This is a genomic window from Arthrobacter sp. SPT-J7, assembly GCF_059089965.1.
In genome coordinates this window covers 113,208-137,274 of record NZ_JBNHFF010000004.1, presented here as the reverse complement: position 1 = coordinate 137,274, position 24,067 = coordinate 113,208, and the positions used below count along the sequence as shown (strand labels likewise).

The 24,067-nt window shown below is 57.7% G+C and carries 15 protein-coding genes; 4 read left to right on the top strand and 11 right to left on the bottom strand.

Features of this window, described 5'->3' with window-relative positions:
* Positions 1–143: 143 nt before the first annotated feature.
* The 11 genes from dpdD to queC all read right to left on the bottom strand — a co-directional run bounded on the left by dpdD (position 144) and on the right by queC (position 19,388).
* Complete coding sequence (gene dpdD, locus AC5RWX_RS08205) at positions 144–2,165, bottom strand: protein DpdD (RefSeq protein ID WP_494097237.1); 2,022 nt, start codon at positions 2,163–2,165, stop codon at positions 144–146.
* On the bottom strand, positions 2,162–2,683 hold the full coding sequence (dpdK, locus tag AC5RWX_RS08200; protein WP_494097236.1) for a phospholipase D-like domain-containing protein DpdK: 522 nt from the start codon (positions 2,681–2,683) through the stop codon (positions 2,162–2,164). The genes dpdD and dpdK overlap by 4 nt, the downstream gene beginning before the upstream one ends.
* A complete protein-coding gene (dpdJ, locus tag AC5RWX_RS08195; RefSeq protein WP_494097235.1) occupies positions 2,680–7,080 on the bottom strand; it encodes a protein DpdJ in 4,401 nt (1,466 codons plus the stop codon). The genes dpdK and dpdJ overlap by 4 nt, the downstream gene beginning before the upstream one ends.
* Positions 7,077–7,754 carry a hypothetical protein gene (locus AC5RWX_RS08190; protein WP_494097234.1) on the bottom strand — a complete coding sequence of 226 codons (678 nt, stop codon included), beginning with the start codon at positions 7,752–7,754 and terminating at the stop codon, positions 7,077–7,079. The genes dpdJ and AC5RWX_RS08190 overlap by 4 nt, the downstream gene beginning before the upstream one ends.
* A complete protein-coding gene (gene dpdH, locus AC5RWX_RS08185) occupies positions 7,744–10,761 on the bottom strand; it encodes a protein DpdH (protein WP_494097233.1) in 3,018 nt (1,005 codons plus the stop codon). The genes AC5RWX_RS08190 and dpdH overlap by 11 nt, the downstream gene beginning before the upstream one ends.
* Positions 10,761–11,591: a protein DpdG gene (dpdG, locus tag AC5RWX_RS08180; RefSeq protein WP_494097232.1), complete on the bottom strand. Its 831-nt coding sequence runs from the start codon at positions 11,589–11,591 to the stop codon at positions 10,761–10,763. The genes dpdH and dpdG overlap by 1 nt, the downstream gene beginning before the upstream one ends.
* Positions 11,591–14,170, bottom strand: coding sequence for a protein DpdF (dpdF, locus tag AC5RWX_RS08175; protein WP_494097231.1), 2,580 nt, complete (start codon positions 14,168–14,170; stop codon positions 11,591–11,593). The genes dpdG and dpdF overlap by 1 nt, the downstream gene beginning before the upstream one ends.
* Positions 14,163–17,363, bottom strand: coding sequence for a protein DpdE (gene dpdE, locus AC5RWX_RS08170; RefSeq protein ID WP_494097230.1), 3,201 nt, complete (start codon positions 17,361–17,363; stop codon positions 14,163–14,165). The genes dpdF and dpdE overlap by 8 nt, the downstream gene beginning before the upstream one ends.
* 333 nt (positions 17,364–17,696) lie before the next feature.
* A complete protein-coding gene (gene queD / locus AC5RWX_RS08165) occupies positions 17,697–18,065 on the bottom strand; it encodes a 6-carboxytetrahydropterin synthase QueD (RefSeq protein WP_494097229.1) in 369 nt (122 codons plus the stop codon).
* Entirely contained in the window at positions 18,062–18,697 is a 636-nt protein-coding gene (gene queE / locus AC5RWX_RS08160; RefSeq protein ID WP_494097228.1) for a 7-carboxy-7-deazaguanine synthase, read from the bottom strand. The genes queD and queE overlap by 4 nt, the downstream gene beginning before the upstream one ends.
* 1 nt (position 18,698) lies before the next feature.
* A complete protein-coding gene (gene queC / locus AC5RWX_RS08155; RefSeq protein WP_494097227.1) occupies positions 18,699–19,388 on the bottom strand; it encodes a 7-cyano-7-deazaguanine synthase QueC in 690 nt (229 codons plus the stop codon).
* A 489-nt stretch (positions 19,389–19,877) separates the two neighbouring features.
* Between queC and AC5RWX_RS08150 the strand changes: the two genes are divergently transcribed.
* Genes AC5RWX_RS08150 through dbpB (AC5RWX_RS08135) form a run of 4 tightly spaced genes read left to right on the top strand, consistent with a single transcriptional unit; the run spans position 19,878 to position 23,875 of the window.
* Positions 19,878–20,387, top strand: a complete 510-nt coding sequence (locus tag AC5RWX_RS08150; RefSeq protein WP_494097226.1) for a hypothetical protein — start codon at positions 19,878–19,880, stop codon at positions 20,385–20,387.
* Positions 20,384–21,517 carry a DGQHR domain-containing protein DpdB gene (gene dbpB / locus AC5RWX_RS08145; RefSeq protein WP_494097225.1) on the top strand — a complete coding sequence of 378 codons (1,134 nt, stop codon included), beginning with the start codon at positions 20,384–20,386 and terminating at the stop codon, positions 21,515–21,517. The genes AC5RWX_RS08150 and dbpB (AC5RWX_RS08145) overlap by 4 nt, the downstream gene beginning before the upstream one ends.
* The gene (gene dpdA / locus AC5RWX_RS08140) at positions 21,514–22,776 is read left to right on the top strand and encodes a tRNA-guanine transglycosylase DpdA (protein WP_494097224.1); all 1,263 of its coding nucleotides are present in this window, start codon (positions 21,514–21,516) and stop codon (positions 22,774–22,776) included. The genes dbpB (AC5RWX_RS08145) and dpdA overlap by 4 nt, the downstream gene beginning before the upstream one ends.
* Positions 22,769–23,875, top strand: a complete 1,107-nt coding sequence (gene dbpB / locus AC5RWX_RS08135; RefSeq protein ID WP_494097223.1) for a DGQHR domain-containing protein DpdB — start codon at positions 22,769–22,771, stop codon at positions 23,873–23,875. Before dpdA ends, dbpB (AC5RWX_RS08135) begins: the two co-directional genes overlap by 8 nt.
* Positions 23,876–24,067: the final 192 nt, after the last annotated feature.

The window sequence follows — 24,067 nt, the reverse complement described above, 5'->3', positions numbered from 1 at the left end:
CTCCTATACAAGCCACGGCCGATGGGGCTGCCGACGGCACTGCTCGACTTTACAACCACGCACTGACATGAACCGCATCGAACTCTGCAGTCTAGGCTTAGCGACAGTGAACTCAGCCGTTTCGCCAAACTTGATATCGAGTGCTATGCACTGAACGTCCTGACGCCATCCTCTATCGCGCGCATCATGGAACCAGAACCGCAACCGTCGGCGTACCGCACCCGAGCCCCCGCAGGGGCATGGGCTTGAATGAACTGGGTAGCCGCGTGCGTTGCCCTCCGGGTTGCAAGAACAATAAGTTCTGCGGCACGTGCGTGCGTGCGCAGGGCATCACTTCCAACCTTGGCATCGGACACGTTAACCGTGACGGAAGGATGGAGTCTAGCGAGAGCCGACTTTGCCCGAGCTAGAACTCCCGTGTCTAGGCTGTACAGAAGAATTGACTTAGGCAACACCGAAGGTGGCTCAATCACTTCAAACTGCTGTGCTCCAGGGACAGCCCAGTCCCAGCCCAAGTCGAGGTCGGCGGTGGCAAGGGCCGCCACGATGCGGAGCGGTTCCGACAGTCGATGGCGCAGAGCGTACAGCGGTTCCAGCGTACTTGCTACGAATCCTTGGCGGGCTTCGTTGCTAGCCGCTGGCGCACATACGACAAGGTCAGCGATGTCGATAGTTGCCGCCGCTGTGTCGACCGATGCCCATCGCCCCTTGAACTCGGACAGGTCCTGGAGAAGTTGCTCGTAGACGCCAGCGTCGGGCGCACCGCGCAGGAAGATGGCAAGCAAGGCGCTGATCGCGCCGAGGTCGCTTGGCGTAAGGTGGTCGTCAAGAAGGTGTCTCAAGACGAGTTCAGCCGACGTTCGCCACGCGGGCTTGGACGGATCATCCGAATCGATGAAGGCTGCGAGCCCGTTAAAGAGTGGATCGGTCAATGAGACATGGAGTCCTTGGATTGATTCCGCGAGTTTCGCGTCGCATTCACCTGGTGGGGTCCATGTTTCGACGAGTTCCGCTGGGAGGGCGGTCTCGTCACCCTTCGAAATGAAATCGAGCCATTCAGTCCAGGAAGTTGGCTCGCCCGGCGCTAGCAGCGATGCATCTGCCTGAGCCTGGCCGTCTTCGTTCGAGTCTTGCGCGTCGGACGGTTCCGGTTTGAGTTCTGGCTCCTGCTCGAATGGTTCCTCAACGATTTCGGTGGCCGGCACCGAACTCTCGTGGACGAGAACCTCCAACTCCTGACGGAATTCCGTGGGAACTTCCAACTCCGCCTCAAGCAGCAGGCCGGCGAGTTCCGCATCACCTCGGGCAATGGCGACGATAGCACTCGCAGCCCATGCGTCAGGGTCGGTGGTACGAGCGAGCGTGCCATCCACCAAAAGCCCGATGTCGACTCCGAAGTTACGCAACTCGTCGATTAAGGATTGCACCTCATGAGCAACGTTCGCCCGTGTACTGCGGTACCAAGCGCCGAGAATCGCTTCTCGGACGAGTCGGGGCGGTTCTGTAGGGACGACGGCACCCACGAGAGGGCTGCTAAGCAGTTCTTGGTCAGATCCGAGTTGACTGAGCCGCCGCAGTCGGAGAAATGCAACGTTCTCGTGCGATACTCCGCCACTCTGCTCAATGGTTTCTAGTAGTTCAAGGGACGTGAGTGCCTGACCGGAGGCGAGGGAGGTCTCAAAGTCACGCAGCAAACGACCGATGGGCCGCGGCATCTGAGTGACTCGGGAAGGCTGTTGCTCCATAGCATTGATCATTCGACCCAGTGCACGAAACATCCCATTGTTCGCTTGTTTAGTCGGTGGCCGCAGCCGGTAAGTAGTACCCGGTCCAACGAAACTGAGTATCGCTGATTCAACGGGGTCATCTCTACGCAGAGGCGCAAGACGGCCATCAAATTCGCACCAATTGTGCCCAACCCATGCGCTTAGAAGCATTCGCATGCGACCCGCGTGGCTGCGCGACCAACAGACAACGTAGGTCTCGGACAGTGGCCAGCCTGTCTCCTTGCGGGGTAGCACAAGCGGTACATCGCCCTTCTGCTGGAGCGCGCGAAGAAAATTTTCCAGGTAAGCGGCAGTAGGATGGTGGGGATTCCGATGAGGCCAAACTACGTTTGGCGCGGCGAAGAAAGTCTCCAGGAACTCGTCGTCGGAGAGGGTCATGCACTGGTCCCTCCCCACCGGATATTGAGTTCAAGCCGGTGCTTTGCAGCTTCGGCCGTGTCTACCACGAATTCCATGCTTTCCTCATGCACGTTAAGGCCGTTCCAAGTGAAATTCATCGATCCTTTGAGCAGCCAGTCGTCACCGGCGAGGATCTTTTCATGAAGGTCTGGGCTCTTATGGATGTGAAGGTGGCTCAAGGCGCACCGCCGTCTCAACAACTCTAGAAACTGCTCATTGTGCTGGTCATCGCGCACAGCCACGTTAATGTGGGCTCCGAGCCGACTGAGACGAGCCAACACGTCACTCAACGTGAGCGTCCCACCTGCAGCATCAGTAAGGATAGCGTCAAACGCACCCATATCATTCTTGATCACGGGGACGTCGCTCACCCAGCCCGACACAAGCCAGATTTCCTTGCTTGGTCGCACAAGTTCGGACACCAGCACTGTGCTCAGAATTTCGGTCACGGCGATGCCGTTACGTGGGCGGGTGCGGATTGTTCGGCTTCGCCTCATTGGCTTCCCTCCGCGAGTGTGATGGATGCGACCAACTCCCGGCCCTGTCGGATGATTTTCCTGAGTTGGCCGTAGACGCGAAGTGCACCGGCGTCGATCGGCAGGCTCGTTACAGTTCTGAGGGCTCGTGAGAGTTGTTCTCGGTGAGAGACCTCAGCCAACAACCGGACCGTCCCATCACGAGCAATCGCCTCAAGATAACGGGCCTCCCAGTCGCTTGATGCCACGTCTACAAGAACTGATTTGTCGGCGACAACAGGGCTTAGAACGAGACGCTCACGCAAACGGTTCGTGGCATATGGCTGCCAGTCGTTCAGCACCGCGTTGCGCGCAGTGGTTCCCCGTAGCCATAGAGCTGCGAAAGCAGAGTCTGCGTTCAGGGGTGCAATGCTCTGGCCAAGGCCTCCTCTGGAGCCATGGAAAGCGATAACACGAGCGTCGAGCTCGACGCCAAGGTTCGACTCAATCTCCTGCCACCTCTGAGCCAGATAAGCCGTGGCCATGTCCGTCGCTCGAGACGAACCGGGTCGCAGTGCACGTGTGGCGATCGTTGACATGAGCAGATGGGACGGCGGACCATCATTGTCGTCTAGAGTCGCGCGGATCTCTTCGATCGCTTCGTCAAGTTCCGCAGATGACGCTGCGGCCCGGTACCGAGCAACGGCAGCACTAAGCCCCGAGTCATGTTGAGTCAGTTCGTCCACAACCCACTGCATAGAGGCATCGACGTCTTCGTACTCACTCGGGCCGCATACCTCCGCAACAACCTCCCAGAAACGGCGTGGATCAGCAGCGTAGTCACGTTGGAACTCCTCGAGCAGGCCAAGGCCGCCCAATTCCGTCTCGGACACAATGATCCGAAAGCCACCCTTCACCTCGTCCACCACGACATCGACAATGAGGTCCGCATCCTGGGCATCTGGAACCCGCCTATGGACCGCAGCCAGAATCGCGGCTGCAAAGGTGTCCAACACAGTGCGTGTAGACAGATCCCCTGTCACGGTTGTAACGTCCGCATCCACAAGCAGGTACCCGTGCTCGTCAAGCACGTCGTTCACCTCGGAGTTGTGAGACAGTTGCTCGAGTTCCGCGGCGCGTTTCATCGCCGCATCAGGCCCGCCCTCATCAGAGCGGTATATCGCGCGGAAAAAGTCGTCGATGTGGGCGCGCCAACCGCCTTTCAACGTTTCCCGGAGCGCTATATGGCGGTCACCGCCGTCCATGCCGTTTCGCTCGTAAGCGACCAGATACAACTCCGCGAGCCACTGCCTCATGAAATGGTTGGCCACCCCATCAAGGCGCTTATCTTCCTCGATGCGAGTCCTGAAGGCCAGGGTGCGCCACTCTGGCCCCTTGGCAAACTCCGTCAGATCAACCCCACGGACCTTGCTGAGGTCGCCCTCAACGACGAACGCATCAACCTCGAGTTCGAATCCTAGAGCCGCAGGCACCCCCTCATGGCTGAAACGAGTCGAATGGGCTGCGCGGACTCCATCCGTGTGAACGATTTCACCTTCGGAACCGATTGCGAGTCGACGAACTGTCAGCGGGTTTCCGGCTCTGTGGAGCGCAAATCCGCACGAGTCGGCCAGCAAATTCCAAGGTGTATTCTCGGGGAAGTCCGCCTCGGAGATACCACCGTCTGAGAAGATGAATGAACTGCGCCAGACAGGTACGGCACTCGACGTATCACGGATATCGTCCGGCGGCGCCGTCAACCGGAGTCGGATTGGGCGGACAACCATGTAGGTTGACCCGTCAGACGCTGCCCATTCGCCGAGGTTTTGGCCCTTTGACACCATACTGGTGAGGGGAAGGCCACTCCCCTCTCTGGGAACAGCCACCCAGGACCTATGCGAGGCGTGTTTGTGGCCGAATCGGCGACTGACTCTCCCAGGCGCTGCCTCAGTCAGTGCCTGGCGAATTGGCATTGATGGATCCTCGTCTGACGTCATATTAGATGGAAGGTCGAATCCGACGTCAGGGCTGTTAAGTGCTTCGAAGAGGGCCCCCGTCATGAACTCCGGGAGCGGGATTTCCGCGGGTGGATCGAGTTCGCCACTTGCGCTCACCCAACCTGACTCGATGCGTTTTAGAGCTGTGGGCACTGCCGCAAGCAGCAGCGAGCGCGGCTCGTCCCACAGGATTGCTGTCGAATCGTCCCTACTCACACGCAGTGCCCGCTGAATGAACTCCTGAAGCGACGCCTGTGCTGAACTATCCCTCAGCAGTAAATCCAGTTCGCGTAAAAGCGCCCGGGACTCCGAAGCGGCCAAAGTCCGGTTCCTCGACGCTGTGAGCAACGAGCGAATGTCAGTTCCCAGTCGGCGATGTAGCCAATCAAGCATCGCATGGGTGGCTTGAATCTTCGACACGAAGCGGTTCCGCGTCGGCAGCGTCTGCGCATCGATTTCCGGGTCAAGTAGTCGCTCGTAGGACTGGTAGAGGACCCGGTCACGGCCATAGTCCGACAGCACTACTACCGTGATGGGACGCATGTCCAGGGAGCGACCGGCGCGGCCCCGACGCTGCAAGAAGGAAGCCATGTTGCGCGGCGCCTTGTGTTGAACAACGAGGCCGACACGGGGATCATTGAAGCCGACCTCAAGCGATGCCGTTGCGACGATCACGTCGGCCGCCGCATCGACGCCCTTGTCCTGCGACGAAGTCCTACCGACTCTCAGCCCCCCGGGGAGGCGATCGAGTTGCTCTGCCACATCCCACGATTGACCGTCCTCGTAACGTGAGGTCCCCTGCGGGTCCGAGGAGACGCGGAGGTCCGCTAGCCGCGGTCTACTGTTCGGGCGTCCATTGAAGTATCCTTCCGCATCCCGTAGGTCATCGAATAGACGATTCGTGACGTCGAGATCATCAGTGAACACGAATGCAGAGGCGCCGAAAATCCCTGGCTCTCTATCGAGTAGTCGGGCACCGAGCATGACCGACTGAATAGTTGTAGAAAGCAGAGCGGCGCCCGAAGTTGGGTCCCCGCGGAGCACGAGACCGTACTCCCGGCCCACCGGAACAAGTTCGCTCTCGCTCGGGCCTATGACCTCCACATCCGATCGGTTGGTTCCGATCAAAGTGGCGAAATACTCCCCCGCGTCCTTGAGCGTCGCAGACAATCCTACAAATACGGGCGCCGGTGACCCGAATTGGCCGTTGGCATGACGCCAGCGACGCAACATGAGCGCCACTTGGGCGCCGTGCACGCCTGAATAGGTGTGCGCTTCGTCCAGGAGGACAAGGCGGATGGAACTGCTTCCACGCCACCCCAATACCCGCCCCAGAACCCCGTTTGTAGAGTTACGATTGAGCATCTCAGTAGTGCTGAACAAAATATCCGGCGGTGATGCAGTGATTGACTTGCGCGTGAGGGCAAGCTCCGTGCCGTCAATCACCGCCCCACAATTAGTGCACTCCAACCGTTCCACTTGGCGCAGGCGATCTTCGTCGCTCCAGACGAGATCCCCCTGGCATCCGTCTGTGGGACAGGGGAAATAGGGAGCAACCCAACCGTCCTTCGACGTCGTCTGCCGCCACCCGCGTGGGGTGTGGCTCCCTTGGAAAGCGCCCGCGTTACCCGGCGTGGACGAATAAAGGAGACCTATCCTGATGGGGCGTGAATTCGACGGCAGAACACCGTTCGCTCGTCGGCACTGGATAAGAGCCTCGCGCGCCTGGTCGCGGAGTAGTTCGTTACGCGGGTATAAGGCCAGCGTATGGGGAGTCTTGCCGGGAGACGTGCTCCTCGAAGAGAGGTTGAGTAGAGTTGGCAGATAGAAGGCCAGAGTCTTGCCTGAACCGGTCCCGGCAGTAATGATGCGTCCGACGGAGCGCTCGGCCTGCAAAGCTTCGACGACGCTCAACGAGGCATCGAACTGGAAGCGCGCCAACCGCCGCTCACCGATGATCTCCTTTGCAACTGTCTCCTGAACAGCGCTCCAATCCTTCGTGTGCCTAAGTCGGTCGATGACATCGAATGCCGACATCTCACGGCGTGGATAGCGGCGGGGCCCAACCTGCAGGCGGTAGTCCGAAACTAGCGATGAACGAGAACGCCACCATCCGACCGTGTCCCTGTTAGTCGGTACCCACAGTTGTCGAAGCCTGCGGAACAGGCGAAGTCCCTCAGCAAGCCGAGTGCGGTACCGCGGTTGCATAATGCCTTGTACGCGGTGCAGGAGGCCGCTCTCCAGCATGTGGTCCAGGTATTCGTCGGTCGTTGGCCCGGAGGTTCCCGAACGAAGATCTTCAATTACCCGTTGGTCGAGCACCTCTCGAACCTCGACCTCGCTCAAGAACCCATCGACAATGCCCCAAGAGAGACGAGGAAGTTCCAGATCCTCGAGCGCCGTGAGCAGTTCGGGTACGACTGCCCATTGATCGCCCGTCAAACCTGCCGCCGGATGAAGAACTGTTCCTCGATGGACGGATCCGAGCGGAGCGCGGCGACATCAGCGTCCGTCAAGTCACTCAAGGAGACACCATCTGCGGAAGCAAAACGTTCAAGAACCCTGAGGATGGCTTCGCTCAGTTGGATTTCTCCGAGTTCTTCGTTGACGAGTCGAAGGAGACTCTTGAAAGTGCTAACCAGTTCAACACTTGGCGAACGGCGCGCATTAGATTTGAGTTCACGGATGAAGCCGTCGACTCGTCGTTGGTCTTGGCGCGAAAGCGCCGCCGTCTTGTGTTCTGGCAGACTATCTAACGCGGATGTGGTCCATTTCATCCAACGGTTCCGGGCATCGACTTCCAGTTCCTCGATCTGCCGCATGACTATTGTATTGGCACGTTGGAGACGCTCTGGTGTGGGGCGCCCACGCACTCCAACAAAATCTCGAAGGGATACGTAAACCGTCTTTATATCGGGCTCGATCTCGCGCGGAACTTGCAGTTCATCAAGTGCCCGCCGAGTAGCCATTATGGTCCCCAATTGTTCCAGCGTGCTGGAAAGTTTATCTACAGCGAGTTTCACCCGCTCGAGGTTCTGCTTGTTGCCCTCCCCGTCCTGGGCTAGTTTGGCGAGTTTCTCAAGGCGATTCGCCCGAACCAAAAGATCAGTGGGCATCCGGCGCCACCCCTCCCTCTCCTTCGAGAACCCCGGCCCACTTGCGCAGTACCGCTTCAATGTCTTCGTCAACATCCAAGGCATTGTCTCGCTGTTGTGACTCGGCGGCGGAGAGGCCCGCGTCCAACCACCCCGCTGTGAAGCGAAGGTAACTACGAATGCTAAACACATCGCGTGCATCAACCCCACCTGCGATGAGTGCCAAGGAGAGTCCGCTCTTTCCGTCCGCTTCCAATAGAGCCCCCTCAAGACGGGCAACAGAGTTAAAGTTCAGTATCTTAGCGCTAGCGTTGGCAGACTGAACCTCTGCGAGCATCGCCTTAACATATCCTTGTGTTCGGCCCACCTCGGTTGCCGCGGCCACGGCCTCTACGGTGCCAGAGTAAGAAACGCCGTCCGGTACGTGTTCACGAATCTCAGCCACTGCACTACGCCACTCGGCGAGTTGAAACGGAACATAGGCTTCAAGATTCCTGCGGGCCCTTTCGGCTGCCAATGCCCAACCCGGCATCTGATCCGGCTCAGGCGGATCAACGTACTTTCGCGCAGATTCTACAAGTTTTCGAACCCTCGGGTCATCTACTGCGTGAACCCCGCCTGTTGAGCCCTGGCTGGATCCAATAGCAGCCCGTAGCCCCTCAACCGCATCCTTCCGAGCAGTCAAGTAGGCAGTCTCAACTTTCTGCCAAGATTCGGATCGGGAGTCGTCGCCTCTCGAGTAGCCTCGACCGCTCCATAGCACTGCAGCGACGTAGTCGCTGACCTTAGGTTTGGCCGGCAACTGACCGCACAGCGCCGCGCCAGAGATCAGTGACGCAGCAACCGCAACCAACTCCTCTTTCCCAAAATCGCTGGCGGCAATGACTCGTTCAATTATCTCGGCTCGGTGCCGGTCAGCCAGTTCGCGGAGACGCAGGAGGCCCTCAGGTGCCGACGCCGGATTGTCCTGGAATTGCAGGAGCGTTTGAAAGAGGAGTGCGTTACCCGGCGTTCGAGCAAATTTCACGATAGGTTCGACGACGGCCGCACGGTTCTCTCGACCGTCTTCGATAGAAATTGACCGAGAGATCTGGTGCTTTTCGGGCACCGCCTTGGCGAGGACAGAACTATTCGCGTCCTTCATGATTGGATCCGACCAATCAAGGCCGGCGACGAGAGCCTCGCGGACGATGCTGCGAATCTCGCGCCCGGCAGCCTGCGTCAGCGGACTGCCTTTCGACCAGTTGTCTACATCATCGAGGTGCCTGCGCAGCGTCGCGGAAATCGTCGCCGAGATCGGGGGCGTGGCCACGGCGGGTGACGTCCGGGCCGCTTCGGGCTGCGGTTCGACCACCGGTTCGACTGCCTCCAGGTCCGCGGGAGGCAGTGAAAATGCAGTGTAGACCCCTGGATTGACATTCGTTGAGACGTTTCCCCAAAACTGGAATGTCGTGCGATACCTCGTCTGCTCCGGCTCTTGATAGCGCTCATCAAGCATGTGACGGACAGCGAGTGGCAGATCCGGAAGACGATTCGCCGCGGACTCGTTGGTCTCGCGTGCGAGGTCTTCCCGAAGGAATTGCGGTGATGGGAACAGCCCCTCTCGGATTGCGCTCGCCTCGTTTGTGAGTACGGGACGAACCATCTTCGACAGGACCGTTCGTGGATTGAACAGGTTTCGATGCTTGGGGTCCGCCGTGATCTTGATCGCGCGACGCAATGCCGGTTCATTGTACGGATAAAGGCCGAAACCATCTCGCGTTGCACCAAAGGTCTCATGGCACTCGTCACGGAAAGGACAATCTTCACAAGCATTGACCAAGGAAGGGCTGGCCGCTTCGATCTTCGCTTTCCCGAGGCGTGCCGCATTGAGGTAGCGTCCCACAAAATCAAGAAGCTGAGCGTCACCTCCTTCGGAATCGTCAATGCTCACATCCACGAAGTATTTGGAGGAACTCGCTTCGGCACGGGTACGAAAGGTGTCGTCCAACTTGTCGTAGTAACCAGACGTGACGGCCATCATCGTTCGAACAGTGGCGTACTTTTCTACCCCATCAACAGTACCCACCTCGATGATTGCGTCGAGCAGATCACGCTTGATGCCTTGAATGACTGCGAAGTCCTCAATAAGCAGAATGATTTCTTCCCCAACGAGTTGCTCGCGAAGTGTCAGGAAAGCTTGTTGCACACTCCCTACACCCAAGTCAGCGGCCCTCATCACAGCAATGTCGAGGTGCTCATTGAGCATGTCAATCGCCGCAGCCTGCAACTTGGTGTCCGCTGAGAGACGCTTAAACATCGTACGCGCCGCGGTACCCGCATCTCGGATGTCGGCGATGGAGAGCGGCAGATCATCGATCGTAAACGCCGGAGGGATGTCCTCCTCGTCGTCACCTCGTCCCCGAAGTGCATGCACCGCTCGTCTCGGCACAAACGCCCCAGGTCGCAGAAGGTACTCGCGGAAGAGTGGATCATGGAGCAGGACATAGAGTCCGCGCTCACCTACAAGCACCCTCGTAAGGAAGTGATCAGCTTTTGCCTCTCGAATTGCCTCGGCCAATTCGTCAAGAATTCGCCGCTCGAGTTTTTCAGGGTCAACTGATTCTCGCAAGCCACCTAATTGGCTACGAATCTCGTCAAATGCCCCACCGGTCTGACCTTGCAGGAGTTCCTCGATCACATCCCGAAGACTGGTACGGGTCTTGGGCAGATAAATGACCCGCTTGGGACCTGGAATTGACTGGATACGGGCTTCGGCCCAGCGGACGAGGTGCGATTTACCTGAGCCAGACTGGCCAAGCACAGGCGTGATTCGGACGCCTTCCTTGGGAGGGCTATTAAGGAACTCGTGGAGGAACTCTTCCTCTGTTACTGATTCACCAAGTTCGCCTGGGACAGCCTTGCGAATCTCCAATGGAGTGTGGGATGCAAGGAGTACCGCCTTAGAGGGGCTGGCGGCCTCGGTCGGAATGGTATTTGCGACATCCTCCGGTCGCCAGCACACATACTGATTCATCGAAATGGTCATCATTTTCCTGCCTCGATGGTTACGTGCGAGAACAAAACATCGCTGGCGGCTCCCGAGCCGGCCGGGAATCGAACAAATGATCGGGAATCAGAGCGGCTTTCAAGTTTGAGTCGACCTCTGTCACGCAGCGACTGGAAGGCATACGCTAGAGACGCTGGGGCGGCGTCACTTGGATTGGTTTCAACGAAGGAGAACACAGGGATCTCCGCCTGAACGTGTCTCACAAGTTGCTGCAGTTCAATAGAGGTACCGATCACCAAATCGCTGAGCTTCGGGTGGTCGATCGCGTCCTGCACTGCTGCCGTAGGGTCAACCGCTAGGCCTCCCTCTTCCAGCGGCCATTCACGACCGAACCCAAGGAAGGTGGCCCAATACCTGAACGTGTTCCATCGAGTGTCGTTAAGGAAGAATCCGCCCAGTTCCTTGTCGGCCCGCACACGGTCATATGCTTCCAATGGCGATTGTGCAAGCAACCACACAACCGCCCGATTTAGATCCTGCGGCATCAATTCCTCAGCTACTTCCGAACTGAGGACGCAATCCCGCAAATTCCTCCTAAACGATTCCAACGGAGAATCGCCCTTTGCGAACAAAGCTGGCCCATCCGCCCCTGACGTACCATCGACGTCGACCAGTCCGAATTTGATGAGCGCATCGACTGCCCGTCTAACGTGGGCGCCTTTTCCTGGCGTCTCGTCCCTCATCGCAGGGGGGCACACTACGTCCTCGAGTTCACGTTGAGTGAGTCCCGGTGTCGCATGGAGTGCGCGGTAAGCCACCCACATAGTTCGCGGCAGGAGCGGGACGGGACTGATGTTTAGTAATTCCATCACAACTCTTTCAGAAGGGCACCGGCATCAATTACCGCGTCCTGCAGGGCGGCATACTTCCAGTCAGAACGTACGGGATCTTTGAGGCGTTGGGCTCCGACCAAGTAAGTCGGCAACCCGAGTTCAACCCGTTGCGAAACGAACTCTGGGACGGTGTCACCGAGCACGACCACCATGCTGTCCTCTAAAACGTAGGCCAGAGGCAAGTCGTCTGCGCCATCATTGTCGATGATAATCGGACGACTCCCAGCGGCTTTTTGCAGGCGCAATCCCTCCTCAAAGGTGACGCCGGTGTACACTTCAACACCGATCCCGGCCAATTTACGCAGAAGTGGAAAAGGATCATCACCCTCCGAAAGGGTGATGAAGAGCGCCGATGACTTCCCTCTCCACCGCCGGAGTGGGTCCACTTGTGCAGGCCGGCTTGGAAGGCGTGGGTAGCAGAACTCATCGTCCGCAACCCCTGTAGCGCTGTTCGGATTGGCTCGGCATGATGGGCAACTTCTGCAGACCGGGTAGGTGGTCAGACGCCCGCCATCCTTGGTTCGCACTTGGTAGTGCGCCGCCAGAAGTCCTCCAACGCAGTGTCTGCCCGTAATGAACTTATAAACGGTAGTAAGGGAGGCGTCCGCTTCGACGCGCGCACGTGCACGCTCCGCTTCCAGGACTTCAGTCCACCCCTCTTGGGACAATAGCGAGCCATTGACCAACTCAAAGTCGATGAGGTCGTGAGCCTGTTCAAGAAAGTCATCTCGCTGAGCTTGGATCTGCCCTGAAGTCGCGCCCTCTGGCGCATGCCAAGTCGGTATTCGGAGTTTGATGATGCCCGCTTGCGCCATAAGGGTTAGGGTCCTGATGTTCCACTGTGCGCTCTGCCCATACCCTCGATCCATATATGTGGGCAGAGTGCTCCTTTTAACGCGGAAGCGCAGGTTGCTTGGCCCCTCAACTTCCTCGGCGGCTTCAAGAAGCGCTTTCCAACGAGTCCAGCCCTTCTCGGCACCGATAAAGGTCGCACTTGCCAGACTTACTGCTAAGCGTTTGTCTCGAGGCCCTGAATAGAGAACCGCCACCGTCGCTTGCCCGTCTCGTCCGGCTCGTCCAACTTCCTGATAGTACCGGTCGACGGATTCAGGCATGCAGGCGTGCACGACACTACGCACATTGGGGACGTCGATGCCGAGTCCGAATGCAGAGGTTCCGACAATCACGTCAAATTGAGTCGGAGCAGTTGCTCCATTGGCGGTAAGTCCTCTCCAACGTTCCACTGCGGACTGTCGATCTTCATCAGACGACTTGCCTGTTACGGCGCCGACTCGGAACATGCCCAGCGATCTAAGCTCGTCTACCCATTCATCGGCGTCACTTACGGTAGTCGTGTATAGGATGAGGGGTTTCGGCAGCATAGAAACGGCGTCAATCACCGCAGCCCGCCTTGCGGGATCATCATCGAACTGATGCGCGAAGTACGCCGGTTCTGTCCGTAGCGCCGAGCCCCAGAGGAGATTTACGTCTGAGCGGTCGGACGAGAAGAGACGAGTCAACTTGTCGACCTGCCTCTGCGCAATCGTGGCGCTCATCAACAGGATGGACGGCTTGCGGTCGCGAGGGGCGATCTCGTAAGCCTCATGAGCCAAGCCTGGCAGTAGTTGAAACTCGGGTCGGAAGTCATCTCCCCACTGGTCAACCAGATGCGCTTCGTCAACGACGATCTGTTGGAGGAGACCCGCCCGGGCGCAATCAAGAACTGCACCGCTGAGGCCCGATACGAATGCCTCGGGACTGGTGTAAATTATTCGTTGTGTCCCGGCACGAACACCACGTCTCAAGGCTCGTTTTACCTCGCCGTTAAGACTTCCGGTGTATGCGTAGCGGTCGAGTGGACTAAGTTGCTTCTTCTTGGCCTGCGCCTGCTCTCGTGTCCTCCGCTCCATGTCGAGCGCCAGCACGATGGTAGGAACGATTACAACCGTCACACCTTCGTGAGAAAGGAGCGCTTTCGACCATGCAACGGCGGTCTTTCCACGACCGGTCGGAAGCGAGACGAGCAACGGATTTCCATCGTTCATCACGGCTGCGCGGGCCGCCTGCTGCTGTGCGACACCACGATATGTCGAATACTCATGGGCCTGAGCCCAGAATGGGTCCGCGGGAATACTCGGCGGGTTATAAGTGGTATCGCCCCTGAACACCTCGGCGAGTTTAACCTGTGCGATGTCCGACGCGAGAGAACTTTCCCCAATACTCGGCTCCCAACGCGTCGCCGTTACTCGGAAACGCCCTTGGTCAACAGCGAACACCCGACAATGCAGATCCTGCCACTGAGACGCTGTTGGCCAAGGATAGGCGGCCGGCACCACCAGTTCGGGCGATCCTTCAAAGGAGAAGCGGTCGACAAGAAGAACTTGGCGAACTAGGGCGGCGATATCCCGCCAACCGGAACCCGCGCGTCTAACTCCAAAACCCGCCAACGCGTCGATGAGTCTGCGGCAGGCATCTCCGACCGAGAAGGCTGAGACGGCGGCATCAGGCCACGCTTCGATGGCCGCTTGGGCGGTTACCAAGTCTTTGCTATACAAACTGTTCCCATCCCTCCGCCGAGCGAACTAGGCACGCTACTGCGACTTCACGCACGATAGGGTTCTCCACTCCAGTTTGCACGGCCCGTCCGATCTCAATTTCCATCGCAAGGGACTCAGGATCAGCGACCATCTTGATGGCCGACGACCTCGCGTTGCTTCGGGCAATAAGCACGTCTGTCTCAGCCACAACCCTGGCAGACGCGCGTGCACATGCCTCTTTCAGCGCAGTGGTCTGCAATAGCTTCTCGTGCGCAGTCTTCGCCGCCGTCTTGGCGACAGACTCCAAGTTCCCGGAACCGACTACGTTATGCAGAGCAACAATTCTTGACGGATTCAAATTTCTGTCCCTGACTTCATTGAACGGTGCATTTAAGAACTTAAGGTCCGCCTCGCTCGTCACTGCTGTCATACTATTGGTGGCTACCCATACGCGCCGTGCGAACGGAGGGAGAGCCCAATCGCAGCGACGGATCGCCGTCGCCATATTCCCCTTATCGCTTCCTAGTAACCGGCTTAGTGGGCCCGGGTCAGCTTCGACGACAATATCGAAGCCGAAGTACACAAGGGCATCGCCAGACCAACCCGGATCTAACCTCCAACTCGCACTGGCCTGCCCCCGATCATCAAGTTCCAGAACGCGCTCCACTGCGTCAATGAAGGGGTTCCCCCGTCGGAACAACCGTTTGCCAGGAAGTACGTTCCATCGGTCGAAGTTGCCGATTCGTGCCTTCTCGTTAACCTGAAGGAGCTTAATCAACTGTGGGCTGAGGAGAGGATCTTGTTTTTCGTCAACCGCAAATCTTAAGCACCCATCCCACGGTTTCTCCTCGAATTTGAAACCCTCCGCGCCCGTTATTAACGAACGGAAGTAGCGCCCAATTTTCTGGTGGCGATCGTCGTACTTCGAGATGCTCTCAGCTAGTGACCCTAACTCCTCGGTCACTTCCCAACTTGACTCGAGCGCGTCTAATTCGTTGATGCGACGTGTCTCTTCAGCGATTGCCTTGCTCGTCAATTCAGCGCGCAATTCGAACACCTCGACCCCCTCGCGCACCAACGCGTCCCATGAAGCTTCGGCGAGTTGCTCGACGGCGTCCTGCTCAGCCGAGATCGAGCGCTCGAAAACACCGAATCCGCGCGACAACAACCTGGCCCAGGCGGTAAGGAGGCCGTATGAATTGGTGTCCACGACCACAATTCCTCGCGACGACGCAGACCATCCATAGCGATCGACACGGCCAATTCGCTGCTCCAAGTGATTCGGATTCCAGGGAAGCCGCCCGTGGACAGTCAAATTTGCGTCCTGCAGGTTGCGCCCGACGTCTCCTGATTCATCGGCGACTAGAACGCCGCCGCGCTTCCGCCATTCCCGGACCGACTCTTCCCGTTCGCTGTCCGATTGCGTGACGAAATGGGCGAACGCTGACTTCCTTCCGCGGATGGAATTTTGAAGGGCTTTTTTCAAGGCGAGCGCAAATGAACCGTGGCCACAAAAGACGATTACCTTCTCGCCCGGTGCAGATTGCGCGATGATAAGTTCCGCAAGTGAGGAGACAGCATCATGTTCAACCTCTCCGACCTTCTCCAGGATGCTGTGTTCAAATTGAACAGTCGGTGTCGATTCAACTATCACCCTCTCTTCAGGCGACAGCGAAGGTGGTTCCTCTGATAGTCCGACGCGATACCGAATGATCCCTAAGAGGTCTGCCATTGGACCGCCAATTCGGGACGTGAGGACTCCAGCGAGCGCTCCGTAAGGGCGCGAGTCGAGACCGTTATCCAAGAGGTACGCGCTACAGGCGGCGAGCCACTCTTCGACGAGGTTCGCAGCATCTTCCAGTTCGCTGGAGGGAAGTCGAACTAGTTTCGGCTTCCCACGGCCGGTGAAGGAGAAAGGCGTCATGATGCCTTCGTCATCCAGTCTCTCGTGCTGGATATTGTGACGCCGGTTCCGGATCACTCGTTGGTGAAGACGGTAAGTTTCCGAGATGTGTGCTCTGACTGACGCTACACGCCGATTCAACAGGTCGACGTCCACCGACTCAGCTTCGAACGTGGACATCACGGCTGCGATTCGTGCCTCAAGCAGTTCGTCGACCGGGATTTTTTCCTTGAGTTCTTCAAGTTGATACTGGAGGTATTCCGGATTCTCCGGATCAGGTTCCTCGTCGAGAACGTAAACGGCGTATGCGAGTTCTCTTCGCGCCTCTAGGAGCTCCTCAAACTCTTGCTGGCGATCCCACGTGAAGAGTTGGCTATCCAGCAGGTGTAGTAACGCAAGGTGCGTCGTGCTTTTCTGTCCGAACGGTGTCGCTGAAAGCAATAGCAATCTCGGCGAACCGTGAGCGATCCTCGTCAGCAAGGTGTATGCAGGTTCATCCGGTGAAGTGACCCTAGTCAGAAGATGCGCTTCGTCTACGACTAGGAGGTCGACGCTTTCAAGGCTTCTCCACCCTTGAGTGTCGGAATGGCTGACAACTTTCACACGTCTGCCGAAATCGCCGATGAAGAACTTGTCGCGGAGTTCTGCTCTCCACTGTTCCACGAGCGCGTCGGGGCAGATGATACCCACCTTGCGGCTCGGATCGTCTATAAGCGTCTGTCGGATGACAAAACCCGCTTCGATCGTCTTCCCCATGCCGACTTCGTCTGCCAAGAGATATCGTTGGATGGGGTCGCGGAGGATCCGGAACGCAGCCGCAACCTGATGCGTGTGCATCTGGACACCGGCAGATGCGATGCCGGTCGCAGACGCAGCGGAGGCGCGATCTTCAAGAAGCAGTGCGCGCACGGACTGACGAGCATCTCGGAATCTGGGCGTCTCGTTTCCCCCGGCTAAGAGAATCTGGAGTGGGTCTCGCGGCGGTTTATCCCACCGCACGCGAACGCTCGAAGCAGGCACGAGAGTGTCTTGAAACGTATTGGGTAATCGGACCCAGTACGCTGCTCTTCCCTCCGAGTCGGTGGCCGGAGCAATTACGCGACCCGCACGCCACACGAGGTTTTTATCCTGGAAGAAGACACGGCTCTCACGTCCAAGGGAGACGCGCTTCAAGGAACGGCGCGGGACAACAGCAAGGCCTACAGAGATTTCGGCGACCGACTCGAAGAACTCAACCGTTGCCTCTTCGTGGAAGTCAACAATCCGGCCGATGCCCGGGGCCCCTTCGTACGTGACGAAGTCCCCCACTGACAGTTGATCGGAAAACAAGCTCACACCCCACATCGCGGCGGTCCCAGACCGGATACTCGAAGGTGCGCTAGACACTAAACGATGCACCCTTCCCACATCACTATCGGCAGCCAATAGGATTTGGTAAGGACTGGTTGACTCACATTCGTCGATGCTCGCCGGTCGATCCACATCCCGTATTTTGCAACCATGCATCTGCCATCGTGACTCTCGAACCTCTGCGATCTAGTGCGCTTCCACGTTCGGAAATGCAATCAAGACAAGTGGTCGCGCTGCGAAGTCATTGGAGTACCCGTGCACGATGCGCTCACGGGAATCAGGAAGGTCCGTCTACTCGCCCCGGTATACACAACCAGAAGTGCAGGTTTCACGAACTTGGACCGCTGCCAACAACGGCAACTGCTTCTCAAGGCGCTGCCAAATCCACCTGGCGAGGACTTCACTCGTTGGGTTCTCGAGTCCCTGGATATCGTTGAGATAGTAGTGGTCCAGTTGCTCCTCGAGGGGCTTGAACGCGGCCTTAATGTCGCCGAAGTCCTGCACCCATCCCGAGTCGTCAGCCACAGTTCCTGCCACATGCACTTGCACGCGGTACGAATGCCCATGAAGTCGACTGCATTTGTGTCCATCGGGAACGAACGGAAGACGGTGGGCGGCCTCGAAGGTGAACTCGCGGTAGATTTCTGCGGTAAACGTCATGGAATCCCTAGGTACTTGTGGGTTTGCATACTCAGTTGCCATTTGGGGTGCTCCAGGCAGAATCGCACAGCGAGTGCAGTGTTTTCAGCAATGTCTGGCCCGTCCATGGGTTGCACGCGGTAAGAATCGAAGTCCAACAACTCAAACTCTCTGGGGTCAACACCGCCCTGTGGGAAGACGAACTTCAACTCATTGCCACCCGAGACGGCAAGTGCAGCACCTACCTTGGGACTTACGCACAACCAATCGATACCCTCCGGAGGAGTCCTGGTTCCATTAGTCTCGACGGCCACATAGAAACCCCGGCTCTTGAGAGCTGCGACTGCGGCGACATCCAACTGCAGCAATGGTTCGCCTCCGGTACAGACCACCATGCGGTTTTCAGGCCAATCTGTCGGCCAGGCTGCCTCCACAGCGTCTGCCAGTTCCTCTGCTGTTTCAAACCGTCCGCCGCCTTCACCATCCGTTCCGACGAAGTCGGTGTCACAGAACTGACAAACAGCACGGGCCCTGTCTTGCTCCCGGCCGGTCCACAAATTGCAGAGACTGAACCGGCAGAACACCGCCGGGCGTCCGGCATGAGTACCTTCGCCCTGCAGGGTGTAGAAGATTTCTTTGATCTTGTATGTCAAGTCAAACTTCCTGGTACGGGATGGGGTCGTGACTGCCGGCCTCGGCAAAGCCTTTGAGTCGCAGGAGGCAGGAGTCGCAATGGCCGCATGAGCGGCCCGCTTCATCGGGGTCGTAGCACGAAGATGTCAGACTGTAGTCCACACCAAGAGCGAGGCCCATTCTCACTGTCTCAGCTTTGGTCTTGTCGATGAGCGGCGCATGGATGTTTATTCTCGTACCCTCGACGCCGATCCGAGTTGCCAGGTTTGCCATGTTCTCGAACGCCTCGATGTACTCGGGGCGGCAATCCGGATATCCGGAGTAGTCAAGCGCGCTTACACCGATAAAAATGTCGGTTGCCTCGATTGATTCCGCATAGGCCAAAGCGAAGGACAGGAACACCGTGTTACGTGCCGGCACATACGTCACCGGGATGTTCTCTTCAACCTGGTCGACGGACTCATGCTTCGGGACGTCCACTTCGGATGTAAGGGCTGACCCCCCGAAGACACGCAGGTCGATGTCGCAGACGACGTGACCTTCGACGCCCTGCGCTGCGGCCACCCGCTTTGCCGCCTCCAGTTCTACAGCGTGCCGTTGCCCATAGCGGAAGCTAAGTGCGTAGGGTTCAAAGCCTTCACTCTTTGCATGCGCGAGTACGGTAGTTGAGTCCAGTCCGCCGCTTAGTAGAACAACTGCCTTGCGTGTCATGCGTCCTCGTCTCCCATGAAATTTACATTTCGGCGCCTAGAGATGCGCCGGTTTGAAACTACACGATACAGTAGATGCGATACACGGACAGTTTCGAGGACAAGGGCAACAGGCATGACGGAGAAACTGACGTTGGTTGTCACCTGCACCGAACGGAAGTCGTCGCAACCCATCGACGCACTGCGAATTCGACATCTGACGCCCGGCCCGTTGAAGAAACGAGCAGTCCATTGGCGTCGCGCCCTTCACGGGGCGGACGAACGGAGGCCCTTACGAGAGCTATACCGAGGTGATGCATGGACTCAAGCCTTACGTTTGGAGGCGGCAGCGCGTCGCGCTGGTTTCGAGCCCAACCTACTCGTAGCTTCTGCTGGACTCGGTCTCGTCTCCGTAGACACAAAGTGGCCAGCTTACGCCGCCACGTTCTCGCCCCGACATGCAGACTCCATCAGCAACGACTCTGCCGAAATCAAGGCCTGGTGGCACCTTATGACTGAGGATCAAGAAACACTTGATCAGCAACTGAATGGGCCCACGCTGTTCGTTCTCTCAGAGCCCTATGCCACGGCGATGTCTGCGGACTTGGCCGACCTCGAAGACCGTGATGACGTCGTGGTTTTCGGAGGTTCAAAGCACGTACCCGCGCAGATACGTATTCCTGCGGACCGGAGTTTGATGAACGCTCTTGGAGGAACGGCAACCAGCCTCAATCTCCGGACCGCAATCAGATGGATCGAGCACCTGGACGTCCCTAAAATCGCAGGCGCCCTTGACAACCAAGCTTGGAACGACTGGGTGGAACGATCCCGAACACCGGCCCCGCCCAAACGCACCCCGCTTACGGACGAGGCGGTCTTCAGTTTTGTTCGAGTTCTGCGCGAAACACATCCAGACATCTCGAAAAGTCGGGCTCTGCGCGCGCTTCGGGACTCGGGCCTAGCCTGCGAGCAGAAGCGATTTGGCGAACTATTCAATCAGGTACCCGTGGAGATGGCATGAGTGAGCAGTGGTTGGAACGTCGTGCCCTCAAGGTGCTCCAGAATAACGACATACCCCTATACCTGTTCGCCCTGGCCGCAGAGGAAGTCGACCTAATCGCCGCTGTCGCAAGGATCGGGCGTGACGAAGCCGGCAAACTGATCGGATACCAACGGCCTGAAAAAAAGAAGCATGTCAAGCAGATTCAGGACTATCTCGACAGCGCAGACGTACTCTTTCCCAATGGTCTAATACTCGCGCTTCCGCCTGAAGTACGTTTCAGGTCCAGCCGCGGACCGTCCACCAACGACGGATTGGTGGTTGCCGGAACTCTGGAAATTCCCCTCAGCACCGGTCCGGACGGACCACGGCCCGCATGGATCGTTGATGGTCAGCAACGCAGCTTGGCCTTATCCCGCACCAAGAACCGGCGCCTGCCTGTGCCCATTGCAGGATTCGTTGCAGACACGGTCGAGCTTCAACGGGAACAGTTTTTGAGGGTGAACACCGTCCAACCGTTGCCGGTAAACCTCGTTACAGAACTTCTTCCGGACATAACGCGCATTCCATCCGGACGGATGCCAACGCGAAAACTGCCGTCGGCTTTGGTTGACATGTTGAACCAAGACCCTGCGTCTCCGTTTGCGGGCATGATCAAACGTGCGTCGACGGCTGAGGAGGCGAAGAAGGCCGCGATCGTGACGGACACAGGTCTTGTAGAGGCACTCAAGGAGTCTCTGGAATCGCCGTCGGGAGTTCTGTTTCCCTACCGGAATATCGCTACAGGCACGACTGACACGGAAGGCATCCGAGAGGTTCTATTGACATATTGGACAGCCGTGAAGAATACCTTTCCGGAAGCCTGGGGGCTCCCTCCTACCAAGTCTCGATTGATGGGCGGGGTCGGCATTAGGGGCATGGGGCGCCTGATGGAAAGGGTCATGGCGCACGTTGACGTCGGAAGTCCTGATGCTGTCCGCGACGCTGAATTGGAACTCGCGTCTATCTCGGGCGCCTGCTTCTGGACTCAAGGCGTGTGGCCTGAACTTGGCCTGCCCTGGGATGAACTCCAGAACACACCGAGACACATCAGTGCCCTTTCCAACTACCTTGCGAGGACATACGTGACCAACCGGGCGGCGATGAGGTGAAGTTCTTCTTCCCAGACAGCCAAGATCTGGTCAGCCCAACCTATGACTTTCTGCGCGACGAGTATTCGCCTCTGCGCGTCCGTCAGAGGGACGATCTCTATGCACATGAAGTGCTCAGTCCTGCACCGTACAACGGCATACTCGTAAGCAAGGCAATTGTCGACGGGACATTGAAGGGAGCTGGAAAATACACAGGAGCGCAGCGGGCGCGACTGTACAGACTGGGAGTCCGCAAATTCTTTCGTCTCCCCGCCGTGGTTGAAACGCTTGGCGATAATGGAGCGTTTAATTACGTCGATGAACTTATCCCGCCAGTAACCGTACAAGAGACTTTGGCGTTCTATGAGGACTGCGGTTTTGACGCGGGCATTAGCGTCGATCACATTATCTTCGGCTACGAACCGCTGGCAACAGAGAAGGAAGTTGATCCGGCCTGGGCAGAACGTCGACGGATCACGCTGCGACTCGCCGAGGAATTCATCTCGCACGTCAGGGACCAGGGTCTGAACCTCCAACCTGTCGGAGCAGCTCAAGGCTGGAGTCCGGCTAGCTTCGCGGACAGCGTGCGGCAACTGCAGGACATGGGCTATGTGCGCATTGCGCTCGGCGGTATGGTTCCTTTGAAGACCAAAGACATCCTCGACTGCCTCGTAGCGATCGACGCCGTCCGTCGTCCTAGTACGGAACTTCACCTACTGGGCATCACCCGGGTGGAATCTATGGAGACCTTCGGCGACTATGGCGTAACGAGTTTCGACAGCACCTCCGCCTTCCGGCAGGCCTTCATGGATGATCGGAATAACTTCCACACTGAGGACAACTCGTTTGCTGCTCTACGAGTGCCACAGGTAGACGGCAATCCAACGTTGAAACGAGCGATACTGTCAGGCCAGGTGTCGCAGCAAGACGCGATCAGACAGGAAAGGGCCTGCCTGCGAGCCCTCCGTGAACACGATGGCAGCGGCAAGTCGACCCAAAGAGTTCTTGAGGAACTCGAAGCCTACGAAATAATCAGTCAGGGCAAAAACCAAAGCAAAAAGAAGAGCTACAAAGCCGAGTATGAGCGGACCCTCGATGCCGCCCCGTGGAATACATGCCCATGCTCGCTCTGCCGGGAACACGGCATCGAAATCGCGATCTTCCGTGGCACTGAACGGAACAAGCGTCGAGGCTTCCACAACATGTCAGTGCTCGCCAGCAAGATGAAGAAGATCAATAGCAAGAGTCTCACATCCACGACAAGGAGTAACCATGGCTGACCAATACGAGTTGAGGTTGCCAGCCATCCGGCTTCAGCAGGGAAAGCAGTACATTTTCTGTTTTGGCGTGGACGGCAAACGCATCCATGACTTTGCGGCAGTTTCACGTGTTCACCGCGACGATGACTCCCTGCAGGGATACCAACGCCCCGAAGTCTTGAGCCATATTCGAGCCATTCGCCGGTACCTTGAGTCGGAATCACCAATGCTGCCGAACGCGATAGTTCTTGCCTTCGACGAACGGGTGACGTTTGTACCGGCCACTCCAGTGGGGGAGATCGACTACTCGACCGTTGGCGAACTCGTCATTCCCATAGACGAGTCCTTGCCTGAAGAACAGAAACCGGCTTGGTTAGTCGACGGTCAGCAGCGAAGCGCTGCCATCCGGGACGCGGACTTGGCGGAGTTCCCTATCGCAGCCGTCGGCTTTATTGCCCGCGGGGAGGCCGAGCAACGTTCGCAGTTCATCCTCGTGAACAATACGAAACCCTTGCCTAAGGGACTCATCCACGAACTTCTGCCCGACACAGCCGGGCATTTGCCGGCAATCTACGCCCGCAAGCAGTTGCCCGCCTCAATCATGATGAGGCTCAACGCCGGCGCCCAACAGTTTGAGAGGCCGTTCGGCGGTCGGATCGCCACTCCTACTAATCCGGATGGCTATATCAAGGACAACAGCGTCCTGAAGATGATCGAGAACAGCCTTTACGACGGTGCGCTGTATCAATACCGTGATCCCGCAGACGGAACGGGCGACATCGACCAGATCCTTCTGCACCTCAATCTTTTCTGGGCCCTAGTGCAGCGTACGTTCCCAGAGGCATGGGAACTGCCACCGCTGAAGTCCCGCCTGACCCACGGCGTGGGTATCCAATCTCTTGGGTACGTGATGGATTCACTTACTGAAGGTGTGCCGGCAGCCGAGCTGCCAGGCCTCAGACTTGAGAAGGAGATCGACAAGCTCAAGTCTGAAGTAGCCTGGACGAGCGGCAACTGGAACTTCGGACCGGACGATACCCGGCGCTGGAACGGACTTCAGAACACCCCCTCAGATGTACGTTTGCTGACCAACCACCTGTTGCGCGTCCTTCGACATTAGGAGAACTCCTGGGGTGCGGGCCCATATACCCTTTAGTTAGCGATTCGGCAGTTCTGAGGGGCCTCACGTGATCACCCGCACCCCGTTCATTTGATGTTTCGCAAACTGGACTCACTTCACTGAAACTTCCTTTTTGCAGTTGGGCTCTGACCGCGTCGCATCGCTGAGGAAGCCACTAGTTGGAGCACGGCG

Coding starts and splice junctions, on each gene's coding strand:
- dpdD (WP_494097237.1), bottom strand. CDS start 2,165: ATGACCCTCTCCGACGACGAGTTCCTGGAGACTTTCTTCGCCGCGCCA.
- dpdK (WP_494097236.1), bottom strand. CDS start 2,683: ATGAGGCGAAGCCGAACAATCCGCACCCGCCCACGTAACGGCATCGCC.
- AC5RWX_RS08190 (WP_494097234.1), bottom strand. CDS start 7,754: ATGCCCACTGATCTTTTGGTTCGGGCGAATCGCCTTGAGAAACTCGCC.
- dpdH (WP_494097233.1), bottom strand. CDS start 10,761: ATGACCATTTCGATGAATCAGTATGTGTGCTGGCGACCGGAGGATGTC.
- dpdG (WP_494097232.1), bottom strand. CDS start 11,591: ATGGAATTACTAAACATCAGTCCCGTCCCGCTCCTGCCGCGAACTATG.
- queD (WP_494097229.1), bottom strand. CDS start 18,065: ATGACGTTTACCGCAGAAATCTACCGCGAGTTCACCTTCGAGGCCGCC.
- queC (WP_494097227.1), bottom strand. CDS start 19,388: ATGACACGCAAGGCAGTTGTTCTACTAAGCGGCGGACTGGACTCAACT.
- AC5RWX_RS08150 (WP_494097226.1), top strand. CDS start 19,878: ATGACTGAGGATCAAGAAACACTTGATCAGCAACTGAATGGGCCCACG.
- dbpB (WP_494097225.1), top strand. CDS start 20,384: ATGAGTGAGCAGTGGTTGGAACGTCGTGCCCTCAAGGTGCTCCAGAAT.
- dbpB (WP_494097223.1), top strand. CDS start 22,769: ATGGCTGACCAATACGAGTTGAGGTTGCCAGCCATCCGGCTTCAGCAG.